Here is a 14,816-nt window from a genome sequence, read left to right on the forward strand (position 1 = left end):
TTAGGCAGCCCAACTCACAAGGATGTGAACGATGTCATTGCCCTTAACTCGGTTTTGGTTTGTGGTGCATGCCGCCAGTGCGGCATTTCTTACCTACTTCTGTATGTACGCCTACCGCAAGCCATTTACGGCTGCCAGTTTCGACAGCGCCCCCCTGTGGCTAGGTGTGCTGGATTACAAGATTGCGCTGATCATCGCCCAACTTCTGGGCTATGCACTGTCGAAAGTCATCGGCATTAAGGTGATCTCAGAGATGCCCAACCATCGCCGTGCCATCACACTTTTTAGTTTAGTGATGCTGTCTCAACTGGCACTGGTTCTGTTCGCCTTGCTACCCAATCAATGGGGCTTGCTGTGCCTATTCCTTAATGGTTTACCGCTGGGGATGATCTGGGGCTTAGTATTCAGTTATTTAGAGGGCCGCACCGTCACCGAGGTGCTGGCGGCCGTTTTAGCGTCAAGCCTGATCATCGCCTCTGGTGCCGTAAAAAGCATTGGACAAGCGGTGATGCTGTACGGCGGTGTCAGTGAGCATTGGATGCCAGCAGTCACCGGCATGCTGTTTGCGCTACCACTGGCCGCATCGGTATTTTCATTATCAAAAATTCCGGCACCAAGCGAACACGATCAGCGTCAACGTCAGCCGCGCCGGCCGATGAATCGTCAACAGCGACACGCGTTTTTTCACCAATACCGTGGCGGAATTGTGCTGCTGATCTTTAGCTACTTTCTGTTTACGGCGCTGCGAGACTTTTCCGATAATTTCGCCATTGAGCTGTGGACCGAGCTTGGCTACGGTGACACCCCAGCCATCTTTACCACCGCCTCAGTGCCGGTGGCGCTGTTGGTGCTCGGCTCTCTGGCCTTAGTAATGGTAATTCGGGACAACCGCCGTGCCTTTCTGGTCAATCAACTGATCGTTCTCAGTGGCTGTTTATGTCTAGGGGGCGCAACTCTGGCGTATCAAGCAGGATTGATTGATGGCCTAAGCTGGTTCATCTGCTTAAGCTGTGGCCTTTACCTAAGTTACATCCCATTTAACTGTTTTCTATTTGAACGCTTTATCGCCTGCTCTGGCTCTTGTGCCAATGCCGGTTTTTTAATCTATCTGGCCGACGCCGTTGGTTACATTGGCAGTGTTGGCATCATGCTCTACCGCACCCTGCTGGCACCAGAGCAAAACTACTTAACGTTCTTCCTCACTGCGTCTCTGGCTTGCGCCGCCCTTGGCATGGTCTGTGTTTCGCTGGCCATGGCCTATTTCTGGCGCCAGACGCCTAAATCGCATCTCCCCCCCTACCCGATACATAAAAGGAGTGTTCCCGCATGAAAACCGATCTGGTCATCATTGGCGGCGGAATTGTCGGCTGTTTCAGCGCCTACCACGCACTGCGCCAAGGTAAGCGCGTTACCCTCATCGAATCTGGACAACACGCAACCGGAGCTACCGTTCGTAACTTCGGTCAGGTGGTTCCCTCAGGAATGGCGCTTGGTATATGGAGTGAACTGGCGATCCGCAGTGTCGCCATCTATGAGCAACTGCACCAAGAGTGGCCATTGCCCATTCGCCAAAACGGCTCCTACTACGTGGCTTCTGACGATGCTGAGATGCAACTCTTAACCGAGCTTGGCCAACATCATAGCCAGATGGATTACGCCAATTTTGCACTCACTCGACAGCAGTTACAGCAAGCAAACCCAAACTTGAAATCCGATTACTGCGTCGGTGGCGCTTATTACCCTAATGAGTACTCAGCCGAATCCGTGCAGCTTAGCCAGCGCCTGCTGTCCTACCTAGAACAGCACCCCAACTGCCAACTTAAACGAGGCCAACTGGCGATAGACATCACCCATTCCAATAATGACGTTCAGGTGCGTTGCAGTAGCGGTTTCTCCATCCAAGCCGAAGACGCACTCATCTGCTGTGGCCATTTTCTCAACCGGCTGTTTCCCAACCAACTTCAACGTAAATCAGTACGCATCGCCAAATTGCAGATGTTAAAAACTCAGCCGATCCCCAGCGTCACTCTGAAAGGTAACCTATTGACGGGATTAACGATTCGTCGATATGAAAGCTTCGCCAGCCTGCCATCATTTTCCCAGCTCAGTGCCAACGAACATCAACAGCGGTTGCAGGCTCACGGCATCCACATTCTGTTTAAGCAATCCGTCGATGGCTCCATCATCATCGGTGATTCCCATCACTATGACGACGCCAACGCCAGCGACTCTTTGACCTATCGCGATGACGCTCAGGTCAACAGAATGATTGTTGAGGAAGCCCAGCGCATTCTAGACCTCCCCCACTGGAATATTGCTGAAACTTGGAGTGGCTTCTACTGCCAAGACGACGCCAATAACGTGTTGCTCGAAACCCTATCTCCAGGTATTCACGCGCTGACCGCCATTGGCGGCAAAGGCATGACCACCTCCGCGGGGCTGACTGAGCGGGTCATACATCAGCTTTACGCCGCTGGTGAGCTACGTACTCTCGCCGCTCAGCTCGCTCACTCCCCTATTAACTAAAAGGATTTTATTATGTTAAATCAACACATCGACGCCGTTATTTTCGACTGGGCAGGTACCATTTGTGACTACGGCTCTTTAGCCCCTTTGGCTGCCTTTCAGCAGCTGTTTGCCAATCGCGGCATTGACGTCAGTTTGCAACAAGCTCGAGAGCCAATGGGAACCGAGAAAAAAGAACACATTCGGCGGATGCTAGCGATGCCCAGTATCGCCCAGCAATGGCAGCAAATTTACCACAGCCAGGCCACACCAGCCGATTTAGACGATTTGTATCAACAACTGGTCCCATTGCAGATCGAACAGATCAATCGCCGCACCGCCCTGGTGCCGGGTACAGTTGAGACGTTCAAGTTCTTAGCGCAGCACCACATCGCCATTGGTGGCAACACCGGCTATGGCCGTTTGATGATCGGTGATCTGGTTCAGCAAGTCGCTCAACAAGGTGCTCGCTTTGACAGCATAGTCGCCGCCGACGAAGTGATCGCTGCACGCCCGGGTCCCGGCGCGGCATTGCTCAATGCCGTGCAGCTCGGGGTGGGCTCAGTCACCCGCTGCGTCAAAGTCGACGACACCTTACCGGGGATAGAGGAGGGCATCAACGCAGGGATGTGGACGGTCGCTGTCGCCCTTTCTGGCAATGCCGTTGGCATGGAGTTTGACCATTGGCAAGCACTGAGCCCCGAAGAACAAGCTGAGCTAAAACAAACCGCTTACACTAAACTGTCGCAATCAGGTGCTCATTACATTATTGATTCAGTTGCGGATCTTCCTTCTACTCTGAGCGAGATTGCAGGTAGAATTGCCAACAACGAGCTACCCTAGCCCGCCAATGACGGGGCTAGCTATGCCCCGTCATCCAGACTTTGAGGTCAAACTTCTGTGTCGTTACACCATCAAATTCGCCAATATCTGTTAGATCAGGCTCAAATGCATGGTTGGTTAGCCCATGCCAAAATCCCTTCTGAGCGTGAACTGCAAACGAAATTTCACGCCAGTCGCATCACGATTCGAGATGGGCTCACCAAATTGGAATCTCAAGGTTTCATCTATCGAGTTAATCGCAAAGGCTGGTTTATTAGCCCGCCGCGATTGTTGTGGGACCCTTGCCATCGGGTAAATTTTTACCAGCAGGCCAGAGATCAGGGAATGCAACCGGAAACCGAAGTCGTTAGCGTTAATCCCCTCTATGATGCCCCGCTTATCCGGCATCAATTCGGCATGGACTACGGTAACAACCTTGAGCTACTGCGGCTACGCCGCTTAGATGGCCGCCCGGTAATGGTAGAGCGGATCTATTTAAGGCAAACCGACTTTCCTGGGTTGGCTCAACAACCTTTGGACGGCTCAATTACCGAATTGTTTGCCAATAAGTATCAGGTACAGATCAACCATGAATCTAGCCACATTTTGGTCTGTGGTACCCAATCTGAAGAGGCGGCTCTGCTGGGGATTCCGGAAGGCACCGCTTGCCTGCACATCGAGCGCAAGCGCTATGACGCCAACGACCGACTTGTGGATTACAACCTCGAATACTGGCGTCAAGATGCACTGGAACTGAAAGTCAGCAGCCGTAAATAGATCTCAGTATTCAGCTACAGCCACTCATTCATAACGACGTGGGTGGTGATTTTGCGCACCGAAGGCAAGGCATCGATCTCCGCTCGAACCTCGTGAAGGCGCTGCATCGATGCCATCTTGGCAAACACCAACAGATCCACATGACCGCTAATGCCATGACAGGTCAATACCTCTGGGATCTGGGCAATGGCGTCGGTGATGTCTCGACAACTTTTGTCTGCGTGAACAATCTCAAAGTAAGCACTCACCCCAGTGAGCATCGACTGCTGCAACTGCACCCGATAGCCTCGAATGATGCCATTTCGCTCCAATTTCTTGATTCGCTCAGAGACCGACGAACGCGCCAAATTTACCTTGGCCGCAATATTGGCCACACTTTGACGCGCGTCCAGTTTAAGCTCTGAGATAATGGCGTTATCAAACGCATCTAATTCGGTGGGCACCTAAACACTCCTAGCCGACGATTCGTCGGCAAACTCCGATAAACTGTTGGTGATTGCCGACAGTAACTAAGTTATCTAAGCAGTACAATAGTCCAATAAAATTGAATAAAGAGAACCCTTCTATGTCAGAACTTAAAGGCACCATTGGCCGCTGGCAAGGGGTGGGCATGATCACCACCTCACTGCTGGGCACCAGTGTATTTATCCTGCCTCAGGTTACCGTCGATATGGCGGCATCTGCTGCTCTTTGGGCTTGGATACTGCTGGTAATCGCTATCTTGCCGTTGGCCTTAGTGTTTGCTGAGCTAGGTAAACGTTTTCCCAATGCCGGTGGTCCATCCCACTTCGTGAGTCTCGCATTTAATCGCCGACTGGGTGCCAGCATTGGCCTGCTATTTCTGTTTGCCGCTCCCGTTGGTACGCCAGCGGCGCTTATGATCACCTTTGAGTTCATCAAACCACTGATTGCCCTCACTGATACGGAGCTGCTGATGGCTCAGTTGGGGGCATTGGCGTTTCTGTTTGTCATCAATGTGCGGGGACTTAAGCTCTCCAGCGTCCTGCAGCTCACCCTAACTCTGGCCATTGTCGCCATTACCCTGTCGCTGCTTTGGGGTAACGAACTGCATCTTCCCGCTGATCTGAATTCCCAATTAGAAGCGCCTTCACCAAGCCTTTGGAGCGCCTTTGCCATCGCCCTGTGGGCCTATTTAGGCATCGAAATTGTCAGTCACCTGTCGGAAGAGTTTAAGCGCCCAGAGCGAGACTTTGTGCCAGCCATGGTGATCGCCACGGTATTGGTGGCGGCCATCTATCTGGTCTCTACCGCCATGGTATTGGGGCTACCCAAGGATCATGGTGCAGGTTTGGCCATGGTGGCGCTGTTTGATCAGCAGTTTGGTGACGGTGGCGCCTTAGTCATCGGCGTTCTTGGCACCGCCGCAGGTCTGGCGACGGTGAACACCTACCTATCTGGCATGTCACGATTGATGTGGCGTTTGGCTCAAGAGGGGCAACTGCCCTCCCAATTGGGTCGCTTGAATCGCCACCGAGTGCCGACGCTGGGTTTAGGCATTTTGCTGATTGTGGTGGCCATCGCTTTGGTGTTTACCCACCTAAGCGGTCTAAATTTCGAGCCTCTACTAGAGTGGTGCAACGGCCTGTTTGTACTGATATATCTTTGCTCAATGTTGGCCGGTTACAAACTGCTTTCCAAACGATTTCGGGTTAAAGCGCTATTGGGAATTGGCGCATGTGCCCTGTTCGCCCTCTCCTTAGGCAGCGCAATGATCTATGGCATGATTATCTTTGCCGCCGCTTGGCTGTGGCAGTCAAAAGCGAATCAGCAGCAGACTGCTAACGAGAGTAATTAGCAATGCGTCCACAAAAAACCCAGCTTGCGCTGGTTTTTTATTAAGTAGCTAAAAGTTTCTCAAAGACTATTTTTGGCATATTTCAACAACAAGTCACCATTATTCAGAATGTACTCTTCAACGTACAAATCTGGGGATGCGTTTTTAAATGCGTCAACAAAGGCTATAGCCTCGTTTTTGTCTTGATAGCGCCCTGAAATTAAACATGCATACTCACGACAATACTGATAATTAACCTGATAGTCTTCCGGAAACTCAACACCCCAGTTATCTTGCCACTGGCCATGAGTTTCCTCTCCGATAAAATCATCAGTAAGAAACTGCACAAAATCTGATGGGCTTGCCATCATCACTTGAATCACTTGGCGCTCAATTGAGGTAAAACTTAATCCATCACCATTAAAGTGAGGAAAATAGACAAGATCATCAACGAAAAATGGTGAGTTTTTTTCAAGGTAATGCTCATACAACTCACCGTAATTCGCATCTCCACGCTGCACAAGTTCAGTCTTAAAGGTAGGCATTTGTAAACGCTCTAACTCTCCAACATTCGGCACTTGCCGTTCAATATCGATAGCTGGCTCAGCACGCCGTTGCTCTAGCTGCAAGGAAGTTTCCACCTCTGACACTAACGCCAGAGAAGAGTCATCGACCTTGCTATCCTGTAGCGTCATTTCACCAGACTTATTAGAGCTAAAAGCTGGAACTGGCTCAGCCCTATAAACAAAGAATGATCCTGATACTATAAGTACAAGCAACGACACCCAGATATATACATGTCTCATCAATACATCCTCAAAGCTAGTGAAAAAGTATCACACTAAACTTTTAGTCTAAATTAAGGCTCTCCTCGTGGTTTACAAGCCTCTTTAGGGCACACCCAACCACCAATCACTCTAGAGCATTTATCGGTGTCACATGTCATTGGACCTAAAGGGCCAGCCCATGAGTGCTCCGAACCTAAAGCACCCAAAATAATAAATAAAGAAGTAATAAAGAATCTAATCATGGTTTACCTCCTTCGCTAGTTTCCTGGCAGTAGCAGTGTGTCTTATCGCATACACAATCTAAATCTTTGGGGCCAGCATAGCTCACACCAATAGGCGCTATAGCTAAAACTAGAAATAGTAACAATGTCCGCATTTATTCATCCTTAAAACAAAATCAAGAGCGGATAATGTATACAAAAATAGCAAGGACAAAAACGTAGATAGGAAAAAATAGAGTTTTACGCAGGCAATAAGGTTTAAAATCTCACACGCCTCTAGTCAAAAGCTCCGCACCAAGAGTCCATTTCCCCCTTCATATTCAAAACACTCATAATCATGAGAAATTTTTATTAGCAATCGCATTTTAATCAGATGTTCGACTCAGATACACAAAAAACCCAGCTTGCGCTGGGTTTTTAGACGTTCTGTTCAATTCAGAGATTGCTTTAGTTTAGCTCAGTCGCCGTTTCGGCTTCAGCGTGCTTAGCTTTACGCTCTCGCTTACTGAAGATCCGCTCTACAATCACGAAGAACAGCGGGATAAAGAAGATTCCCAAGAAGGTGGAACTCACCATACCGCCCAGTACGCCGGTACCAATCGCATTCTGCGCACCGGAGCCTACGCCAGTACTGATCGCCAGCGGTACAACCCCAAGACCAAAGGCCAAGGAGGTCATTAGAATCGGGCGCAAACGCACTCGAACCGCATGCAGAGTTGCGTCAATTAAAGACGCTCCTTTCTCGTAGTACTCTTTAGCAAATTCCACAATCAAGATGGCGTTTTTGGTCGCCAAGCCGACCGTAGTCAACAGACCCACCTGGAAGAATACGTCGTTCGACAGGCCTCGACCATAGGTGGCCAACAGCGCGCCGATAATGCCCAGAGGCACCACCAGAATCACCGCAAATGGTACCGACCAGCTCTCATACAGGGCAGCCAATACTAGGAACACCACTAGGATAGACAGCGCATACAACGCCGGCGCTTGGTTACCAGACAGTCGCTCCTCATAGGAGAGGCCGTTCCAGGAGATACCAAAACCAGGAGGCAGTTGCTGGGCCATCTCTTCCATGGCGACCATGGCGGCACCGGTACTGAAACCAGGCGCAGTGGCACCTTGAATGTTCACTGCAGGCAAGCCACCGAAACGCTCCAGACGTGGAGAGGCGTATTCCCAACTGCCCGTAGCGAATGCCGAGAACGGCACCATTTCGCCATGGGCGTTACGAACAAACCATTTGTCCAGATCCCCAGGCTGCATACGGAAATCCGCTTCACCCTGAACAAACACCTTCTTCACTCGACCGCGGTCGATGAAATCATTGACGTAGGAACTACCCCAAGCCGTAGACAGCGTGGCGTTGACATCATTGATGTTCAGACTCAGAGCCCGCAGCTTGCCATGGTCAATATGCAGCTGGTACTGAGGCGCATCTTCCTGACCGTTAGGGCGCACGCCCACTAGGTTCGGATTCTCTGCAGCCATGCCCAGAAGCTGATTACGAGCGGCAATCAACGCGTCATGGCCCTGACCGTTCTTATCCTGAAGATAGAGGTCGAAACCATTGGCGGTGCCAAGCTCTAGTACCGCAGGCGGTACGAAGGCAAATACAAACGCCTCTTTAATTTGCGAGAAGGCCCCCATGGCTCGACCGGCCACCGATTGCACATCGCTGCCCGCGCCAGTGCGTTCTTCCCATGGCTTCATGTTAACGAACGCCAAGCCCATGTTCTGGCCCATGCCCGCAAAGGAGAACCCAGACACGGTAAACACCGACTCAACGGAATCGCCTTCCTGCTTCAGCAAGTAATCTTCAACCTGCTCTAGAACCTCTTGAGTACGCTCCTGAGTGGAGTTTGGCGGCAAAATGGCCTGCACAAACATCACCCCTTGATCCTCATCGGGCAGAAACGCCGTAGGCATGCGCATGAAGATCCAGCCCGTGGCCACAACCAGAGCCAGATAGATCATAAACACACGGCCGGTACGTTTGATGATGCCGCCCACACTGGATTCATAGCGAGACGTCAGCTTATCAAACCAGCGGTTAAACGCGCCGAAGAAGCCTTTGGTGGTGTGCGCATGACCTTTCTTAATCGGCTTAAGCATGGTGGCACACAACGCTGGCGTCAGAATGATTGCCACCAGTACTGACAACGCCATTGCCGATACAATGGTGATGGAGAACTGACGGTAGATAACCCCAGTAGAGCCAGACATAAATGCCATCGGCACGAATACCGCTGACAAGGTCAAACCGATGCCCACCAGCGCGCCGGTGATCTGATCCATAGACTTACGGGTCGCTTCCAATGGGCTACAGCCCTCTTCCGACATCACCCGTTCGACGTTTTCCACCACCACAATGGCATCATCCACCAACAGGCCGATGGCAAGAACCATGGCGAACATGGTCAGGGTGTTGATGGAGAATCCAGTGGCCGCCAAAATGCCAAAGGTGCCTAGCAGTACCACGGGCACCGCAATCATTGGGATCAGGGTTGCACGGAAGTTCTGCAGGAACAGGTACATGATAAGGAATACCAGCACCACCGCTTCCAACAGGGTGTGCACAACCCCTTCAATAGACTTACCAACAAATGGGGTGGTATCAAATGGCAGCACCACGTCCAACCCTTCAGGGAAGAACGGACGCATCTCATCCACCTTAGCCATCACCGCTTTTGCGGTATCCAAAGCATTGGCACCGGTGGCCAGCTGAATCGCCAGACCTGCGGCCGGACGACCGTTATAGAAGGAGGTTACCGAGTAGCTTTCGGCCCCCACTTCCACTTTAGCCACATCCCCTAGGAATACCTTGGCGCCAGATGCATCAGACTTAAGCACAATCTGCTCAAACTCTTCTGCCGTTTGCAGACGGCTTTGAGCGGAGATGGTGGCGCTAAGCTGCTGACCTTTAACCGATGGCGTGCCGCCCAACTGACCTGCAGATACCTGAGCGTTTTGCTCACGAATGGCGGCAACGATGTCATTGGTGGTCAAGCTAAAACGGTTTAGCTTCAATGGATCCAGCCAGATGCGCATGGCGTACTGGGAGCCAAACAGGGTAATGTTACCCACCCCAGAAACTCGGCTCATGGGATCCTGAATGTTGGCAGCCACGTAATCGGCGATGTCCGCCTTATCCATGGAGCCATCCTGGGAGACAAAACCCAGTACCATCAAGAAACCGGCACTGGCTTTGTTTACGCTAATGCCCTGGGCCTGAACCTCTTGAGGCAGCAGCGGTGTCGCCAGCTGCAGTTTGTTCTGCACCTGTACCTGAGCAATGTCAGCATCCGCTTCCGCGTTAAAGGTCAGGGTAATGGTGGCATTACCAAAGCTGTCACTCTGAGACGAGATATAACGCAGATGATCCAAACCGGTCATCTGCTGCTCTATCACCTGAGTAACGGTATCTTCTACAGTTTTTGCAGACGCACCCGGGTAGTTAGCACTTACTTCAATGGTCGGTGGCGCAATACTGGGGTATTGCGATACCGGTAACGTCGTAATCGACAGGACACCCGCCAGCATCACGATGATGGCGATTACCCAGGCGAAAATCGGACGGTCAATAAAAAATCGAGCCATAAAACTGCCTTAACTTATTCTGCTTTCGCCTGAGCTTCATTTACCAAGTTAGCGGTTACCTGTGCACCAGGGCGCACCTTCTGCAGACCACTCACAATCACGGTATCACCCGCTTCAAGGCCCTTGGTCACTAGCCATTGATGGTCAACGGCTTCGGCGGTCTCTACAGTGCGAGATTCCACGGTGTTATCGGCAGTAACCACCATGGCAACACCATGACCTTTCGGGTCACGAGCGATCGCTTTTTGCGGTACCAAGATCGCTTCTGGCGCTGTACCCACGTTCAAGATAGTGCGCACAAACATACCCGGCAGCAACAGACCATCTGGATTCGGGAACTCAGCCCGCAACAATACAGTGCCCATGTCTTGGTTGACGGTCACCTCGGCAAACTGCAATTTGCCCGGATACTGATAAGGGGTGCCATCTTCCAGCAGCAGTCGCACATCGGCGTTGGCTGGCTGGATCAGGGAACCATTGGCAATGCGCTGCTTCAGGCGCAACATTTCGGTGCTGGATTGCACAATCTCAATGTTGATGGGATCAAGCTGAGAGATGGTGGCCATCGATTGAGCTTGGCCCACTCCCACTAACGCACCCGGCGTAACTTCCGATTTGCCAATTCGACCAGAGATTGGTGCTTTCACCTTGGTGTACTCTAGGTTGATTTCAGCGGTATTGATGGCGGCCTTAGCCATGGCCACACTGGCTTTCGCTTCCAGATAGGTTGCTTCCGCCTGATCGAAGTCCTGCTCACTGACGGAGTTGGTTTTCACCAGCTCTTTATAGCGAGCTGCGGTGGCCTTTGCCGATGCCATGGAGGCTTTGGCACGCTCCAGATCCGCTTTAGCACTGACCAACGCCGCTTCATAAGGGGCCGCGTCAATCTGATACAAAGGTTGGCCTTGAGTCACCTCACCACCTTCAACAAAGGTGCGCGCCTCAATGATTCCATTCACCTGTGGGCGTACCTCAGCTTCCATATAGGCACGGCTGCGTCCTGGCAACTCCAGTGAGATCGTTTGAGATGTGGCTTCCAGTTTCACCGCATCAACGGGCACACTTTGTGGTCCAGTTGGTGCCTGAGCCTGTTGCTCTGGTGATTCACAACCAACAATAAATAGCGCCGTAGCGATCACAGTGGCAATAGTCAGCTTTTGCCGCATTTGAACTCCTAAATAAACACCAAATCTCCCTGCCGAGATCCGATAGGGAGTATAAAAATTGCAATAAGGATAATTAATAAACACTTATCTCATACACAAGGTATATCGACAAGCGAATATAGATCTGAAAAGTGTAAACGAATGAAAGTAATTACATAACCTAGCTGCAGTTGTTAAGCCCCTGTTTCATCAACTTTTATGTAGGCCCAACATTTCGAACAACATTTTATTTACAAACTTGAAAGCAAAGAACAAAGGTAAATTTTATTAAAGAGGAAATCTCCTACAGTTCCCTCAGACTTTTTTACCGTCAGATACAAAACTCACGGAAGATAAACCCAAATCAGTAGTGAGTTTAGTGATTCTTCGCTAAATCAAATTCAATTATCTGGCGCACAAATTTACTTACAATTCGCCGCCGACACCACAAATAAAATCCACTTTAATTTTTCAAATCAATAAACAAAGCACAGCTAAAACCATTTGTTAGCTTTAGCTGTGCCGTTGCCATTAACTAATGCAGATAATATCAAGCTCCTTCATCTTGAAGTTTCTCTGCATAACCCTTAGGTGGCGGGGTCCAGCCTCGCTCTTCACTGGAATGCGTATCTTGCCGATCTCTCCCCATCTCAAGGCTAATCTGCTGATCCAGCTCGATAAACATCTGCACGTAACCGTGGTCATACTGCTCACCTTCGCTGCCCATACACCACTGCTGATACATCTTCTCAGAAGCTTGTTGCTCCACCTGCTTAAAGGTCTTGGCTTTCTGCTCCACTTCAAAACCGTGCATGCCCAGCTTTTTCATGGAACGAATGCCCAGCTCCATCGCCGAATGGTAGGTTTCAGACTCCACCCAATCCGCACCGGCTTTTCGCAGCTGATAGTGATGACCACGATCAAAGGCGCGTACCAGTACTTTCAATTTCGGATAGGTCTGCTTGAGGTAATGGGTCAGTTCAACCGCCTCCTCACGATCATCGAAGGCGATCACCACCAATTTGGCCTTTTCAATCCCTGCGGTGTGCAGTAAGTCGGGACGGCTGGCATCACCAAAGTAGCTCTTAATGTTGACCGCTTTAAGGTTATCCACCTGAGCCGCTTGTCGATCCAATACCACGGTAGGAATGCCGTTGGCCACCAATAGGCGGTTAACAATCTGGCCAAAACGACCAGCTCCAGCAATCAATACCATTCCCTGCTGAGTAATCTCATCGGGCTGGCGATCATTACTGCTCTTTTGGTATCTGGGAAGCACCCACTTATCAAAAGCGATGAACAGAGCTGGAGTCAAAAACATCGACAGCGCAATCACCATCAGCAAAATCGGCGACAGATCTGGCGGCAATACGCCATTGGCATTACTAAAGCTCACCAACACAAAGCCAAACTCACCGGCTTGAGCCAAGCTTAAAGCCATCAGCCAACCGTCGCTGCCCTTAACCTTCATCGCCTTAGCCAGCACAAATAGCACCAAAAACTTGAGAAGCATCAGCCCTAAAGCCAGCCCCAATATCAACAGCCCACTTTCCAGCAAAATGCCAAAATCAACGCCAGCGCCAACGGTAATGAAAAACAGTCCCAACAACAGACCTTTAAAGGGTTCGATGTTGGACTCCAGCTCATGGCGAAAATCACTGTTTGCCAGCACCACTCCGGCCAAGAAGGTCCCCAAGGCGGGAGACAACCCCACCAAGCTCATCAAGGCGGCAATGCCGATTACCAGCAGCAGTGCCGTGGCCACAAAAATTTCTCGCAGTCCAGAATTGGCTACATAGCGAAACAGGTGCTGACTCAAGAAGTGTCCAGCGGCAATAAGGCCACCAATGCTAAGGACAATCACCAGCATGTACGCCCAGCCGGGCAACCCATCCACCAGACTCATGCCATGATGGGCATCCGCCGCCGTTTCCGGCGCAAATTGCGCTAACGCCAACAGTGGCAGCAGTGCCAACATTGGAATCACGGCAATGTCTTGGAACAACAGCACCTTAAACGCACCGCGGCCACCCTCAGTGTGGCTTAGATGCTTCTCATTAAAGGTTTGCAGCACAATGGCGGTGGAGGAGAGCGCCAGAATTAGCCCCACCGCCAATGCGGTTTGCCATGCCAAGCCAAAGCTGATGGCTATGGCCATGATAAGCCCGGTCGTGAGCACAAGCTGGGCGCCCCCCAGCCCCAATAAACGGGCTTTCATCTGCCACAGAGCCTTGGGTTCGATCTCCAGCCCCACCACAAACAACATCATCACCACGCCAAATTCGGCAAAATGCTGAATGGTGGTGGTTTCATCGCCCACCAGCCCAGTGATGGGCCCGATAACCACCCCAGCAATCAAATAGCCTAATACCGAGCCCAACCCGAGCCTTTTTGCCAGAGGCACAATGATGACCGCCGACACCAGGTAGATGAACGCTTGGACAAAATATTCCGTCATGTTAGTCCTCCTGCGGGTTTAGCATCTGAGCATCAACGGCATCGTTCAGCGTTGGCTGAGCCTGAACCCCAGCCAGATCGTAGCCTTGCTGATACAGCGCCGTCAGCGTTCGCTGCCAGCACTGCTTATGGGCCTCTAAGCGCCCCTCTTCAACGGCGGTTCGGCTGCCAAACAGCGCAAAAGGCGGCAGATACTTCATGCCGGTGATGTTGGCGGTCTGCTCCAGAGGCTGCAGCAACTCTTTGATGGTGAAGTGGTTGTAACCATCGGCTCGATACGCCTTCTCAGAACCACCTGTGGTAATGGCACACATGAAACGTTTGCCATGAAGGGCGTTGCCTTCAGAGCCATAGGCAAAACCATACTCCAACACCAGATCCTGCCACTCTTTTAAGATGGCGGGGGTTGAGTACCAGAAGAAGGGGAACTGAAAGATGATTAAGTCATGGTCGAGCAGACGCTGCTGCTCCCGCTCGATGTCGATATCAAGCTTGGGGTATTCATGATAAAGATCCACCGCAGTGACAAAGGGCAACTGCTTGGCAACCTGAAACAGGGGTTGGTTCACCTCAGAGCGGCTCGGAGATGGGTGAGCGTACAGAAGCAGAATCTTGCTTAACATTAAAGCGTTCCCTAATTCTGATAAAACAGACCTTTATCATAATCCCTGAGATAAAATTCACCTAAAAATCTGCGCCTAAAACCCCA

At 51.0% G+C, this 14,816-nt stretch carries 11 protein-coding genes; 5 read left to right on the forward strand and 6 right to left on the reverse strand.

Going from position 1 to position 14,816, the window contains the following annotated elements; all coding sequences use genetic code 11:
- Positions 1 to 31: 31 nt before the first annotated feature.
- From FCL42_RS05720 to FCL42_RS05735, 4 genes are read left to right on the forward strand one after another with little or no spacing between them, the layout of a single operon-like run.
- Complete coding sequence (locus tag FCL42_RS05720; RefSeq protein WP_136862436.1) at positions 32 to 1,330, forward strand: DUF5690 family protein; 1,299 nt, start codon at positions 32 to 34, stop codon at positions 1,328 to 1,330.
- Positions 1,327 to 2,526: a TIGR03364 family FAD-dependent oxidoreductase gene (locus FCL42_RS05725; RefSeq protein WP_136862437.1), complete on the forward strand. Its 1,200-nt coding sequence runs from the start codon at positions 1,327 to 1,329 to the stop codon at positions 2,524 to 2,526. Before FCL42_RS05720 ends, FCL42_RS05725 begins: the two co-directional genes overlap by 4 nt.
- Positions 2,527 to 2,538: 12 nt before the next feature.
- Positions 2,539 to 3,348, forward strand: a complete 810-nt coding sequence (phnX, locus tag FCL42_RS05730; RefSeq protein WP_136862438.1) for a phosphonoacetaldehyde hydrolase — start codon at positions 2,539 to 2,541, stop codon at positions 3,346 to 3,348.
- A 57-nt stretch (positions 3,349 to 3,405) separates the two neighbouring features.
- Entirely contained in the window at positions 3,406 to 4,104 is a 699-nt protein-coding gene (locus tag FCL42_RS05735) for a GntR family transcriptional regulator (RefSeq protein WP_136862439.1), read from the forward strand.
- Positions 4,105 to 4,118: 14 nt separating this feature from the next.
- On the opposite strand, the gene FCL42_RS05740 is transcribed toward FCL42_RS05735, so the two are convergent.
- Positions 4,119 to 4,547, reverse strand: coding sequence for an Lrp/AsnC family transcriptional regulator (locus FCL42_RS05740; protein ID WP_136862440.1), 429 nt, complete (start codon positions 4,545 to 4,547; stop codon positions 4,119 to 4,121).
- Between the two features lie 122 nt (positions 4,548 to 4,669).
- Here FCL42_RS05740 and yjeH point away from each other — a divergent pair, with 122 nt between their 5' ends.
- Entirely contained in the window at positions 4,670 to 5,920 is a 1,251-nt protein-coding gene (gene yjeH, locus FCL42_RS05745) for an L-methionine/branched-chain amino acid transporter (protein WP_136862441.1), read from the forward strand.
- 59 nt (positions 5,921 to 5,979) lie between these two features.
- Here the strand turns inward: yjeH and FCL42_RS05750 are convergent, their stop codons facing one another.
- From FCL42_RS05750 to FCL42_RS05770, 5 genes are all read right to left on the reverse strand, one after another.
- Positions 5,980 to 6,705, reverse strand: a complete 726-nt coding sequence (locus FCL42_RS05750) for a hypothetical protein (protein WP_136862442.1) — start codon at positions 6,703 to 6,705, stop codon at positions 5,980 to 5,982.
- Between the two features lie 650 nt (positions 6,706 to 7,355).
- Entirely contained in the window at positions 7,356 to 10,505 is a 3,150-nt protein-coding gene (locus tag FCL42_RS05755; protein WP_136862443.1) for an efflux RND transporter permease subunit, read from the reverse strand.
- Positions 10,506 to 10,519: 14 nt separating this feature from the next.
- Complete coding sequence (locus tag FCL42_RS05760; RefSeq protein ID WP_136862444.1) at positions 10,520 to 11,671, reverse strand: efflux RND transporter periplasmic adaptor subunit; 1,152 nt, start codon at positions 11,669 to 11,671, stop codon at positions 10,520 to 10,522.
- A gap of 529 nt (positions 11,672 to 12,200) precedes the next feature.
- On the reverse strand, positions 12,201 to 14,108 hold the full coding sequence (locus FCL42_RS05765; RefSeq protein ID WP_136862445.1) for a monovalent cation:proton antiporter-2 (CPA2) family protein: 1,908 nt from the start codon (positions 14,106 to 14,108) through the stop codon (positions 12,201 to 12,203).
- Between the two features lies 1 nt (position 14,109).
- Positions 14,110 to 14,730, reverse strand: a complete 621-nt coding sequence (locus FCL42_RS05770; protein ID WP_136862446.1) for an NAD(P)H-dependent oxidoreductase — start codon at positions 14,728 to 14,730, stop codon at positions 14,110 to 14,112.
- Positions 14,731 to 14,816: the final 86 nt, after the last annotated feature.

It is taken from the genome of Ferrimonas aestuarii (assembly GCF_005116665.1).
GTDB lineage: Bacteria > Pseudomonadota > Gammaproteobacteria > Enterobacterales > Shewanellaceae > Ferrimonas > Ferrimonas aestuarii.

What these genes read in the sequence shown, in the direction of transcription:
- FCL42_RS05725 (WP_136862437.1), top strand. Translation starts at nt 1,327, where the DNA reads ATGAAAACCGATCTGGTCATCATTGGCGGCGGAATTGTCGGCTGTTTC.
- FCL42_RS05770 (WP_136862446.1), bottom strand. Translation starts at nt 14,730, where the DNA reads ATGTTAAGCAAGATTCTGCTTCTGTACGCTCACCCATCTCCGAGCCGC.
- FCL42_RS05750 (WP_136862442.1), bottom strand. Translation starts at nt 6,705, where the DNA reads ATGAGACATGTATATATCTGGGTGTCGTTGCTTGTACTTATAGTATCA.
- yjeH (WP_136862441.1), top strand. Translation starts at nt 4,670, where the DNA reads ATGTCAGAACTTAAAGGCACCATTGGCCGCTGGCAAGGGGTGGGCATG.
- FCL42_RS05755 (WP_136862443.1), bottom strand. Translation starts at nt 10,505, where the DNA reads ATGGCTCGATTTTTTATTGACCGTCCGATTTTCGCCTGGGTAATCGCC.
- FCL42_RS05760 (WP_136862444.1), bottom strand. Translation starts at nt 11,671, where the DNA reads ATGCGGCAAAAGCTGACTATTGCCACTGTGATCGCTACGGCGCTATTT.
- FCL42_RS05720 (WP_136862436.1), top strand. Translation starts at nt 32, where the DNA reads ATGTCATTGCCCTTAACTCGGTTTTGGTTTGTGGTGCATGCCGCCAGT.
- phnX (WP_136862438.1), top strand. Translation starts at nt 2,539, where the DNA reads ATGTTAAATCAACACATCGACGCCGTTATTTTCGACTGGGCAGGTACC.
- FCL42_RS05765 (WP_136862445.1), bottom strand. Translation starts at nt 14,108, where the DNA reads ATGACGGAATATTTTGTCCAAGCGTTCATCTACCTGGTGTCGGCGGTC.